Source organism: Arcicella lustrica, assembly GCF_034930985.1.
GTDB classification, from domain to species: Bacteria; Bacteroidota; Bacteroidia; order Cytophagales; family Spirosomataceae; genus Arcicella; species Arcicella lustrica.
Genome location: NZ_JAYGIM010000031.1, coordinates 1 through 1,359 on the forward strand (window position 1 = coordinate 1; position 1,359 = coordinate 1,359).

General features: G+C 35.5%; 1 protein-coding gene. It reads right to left on the minus strand.

What is annotated here, in order from left to right:
* Positions 1-54: 54 nt before the first annotated feature.
* A complete protein-coding gene (locus VB798_RS24295) occupies positions 55-1,287 on the minus strand; it encodes an IS256 family transposase (RefSeq protein WP_323689831.1) in 1,233 nt (410 codons plus the stop codon).
* Between the last annotated feature and the right edge of the window lie 72 nt (positions 1,288-1,359).

A 1,359-nucleotide genomic window follows, 5' to 3' on the forward strand; every position in this document is an offset into this window, starting at 1 on the left:
GGGAGTGTTCACAGAACTGTGTCATTTGATTTATTGAGTTAGGGGGCTAGCCCCCTAACTCAATAAATCAACTTGTGAAATTCTATCATCAAATGTAATCATTAATTCTGCAAGGATGTCCCTCCAATTTTTAGTTGTAGTATTCCAAACCTTATTCATATTCTGTATTGCCAGATAGGCTAACTTCAAAAGAGCGTTATCAGAAGTGAAAGCTCCCTTGGTTTTAGTGATTTTTCTAATCTGTCTATGATAGCCTTCAATCGTATTTGTAGTATAGACTATCCTTCTTATTTCTGAAGAATATTGAAAATAAGTCGAAATATTAGACCAATTATTCGTCCATGTATCAACGGCTTTGGGATATGTTTTACTCCATTTTTCTGATAAAATCACCAAGGATTCTTCGGCAATATCAAGAGTACTAGCTTTATAAATAAGCTTTAAATCATTAATGAACTCTTTTAAATGCTTGTCTGCTACAAAGCGTGATGAATAACGAATCTGATGGACTACACAGAGCTGTATTTGGGTTTTAGGGAATACCGCTTCAATGGCTTGAGGGAAACCTTTTAAACCATCTACACAACTGATTAATATATCCTCAACTCCTCTTAGTTTAAAATCTGTAAGTACAGAAAGCCAGAACTTAGCTCCTTCTGTTTCTGCAAGATATATTCCCAATACTTCTTTCTTACCATCTAAGCCTAAGCCGATTACACTGTACATGGCTCTGGAACAAACTTTCCCATCAACACGAACTTTATAGAACATGGCATCCATCCAAACTACCGCATAAATCCTAGAAAGAGGTCTGGATTGCCATTCCTTCATCAAAGGAATAATTCTATCAGTAATGTTTGATAATTCGCCTACTGAGAGATGATAACCGTAAAGCTCTTCCAACTGTTCATTGATAGAGGAATAGCTCATCCCATGCCCGAATAACGAAATAATTTGACGTTCTAAAGTATCGGTTAAAACTAATTGGCGTTTAGCAACTACTTGAGGTGTGAAACTACAATCTCTATCACGAGGTGTATCCAGTTCAAAACTACCACCACTACTTTTAATGATTTTGCTTGATAAACCATTTTTCCTATTTTTAATACCCTCAGATTTATTGGCAATTAGATGATTATCTAATTCTCCTTGTAAGGCTGTCTCTAAAAAATGTTTGAGCATCGGTGCAAAAATACCATTCTCCCCAGTAAGAGGTTTGCCAGAATAAAGACCTTGTATCGCTTCTTGCTTAAAAGTCTCAAAATCAAATGTGTCAGGAGTGTCCATAAAATTGTGTCTAAGTAAAAGTAAACCTTTTTAAGTTCTAAATCAGATTGACACAGTTTAATGAAAAGTCCC

What these genes read in the sequence shown, in the direction of transcription:
- VB798_RS24295 (WP_323689831.1), bottom strand. Translation starts at nt 1,287, where the DNA reads ATGGACACTCCTGACACATTTGATTTTGAGACTTTTAAGCAAGAAGCG.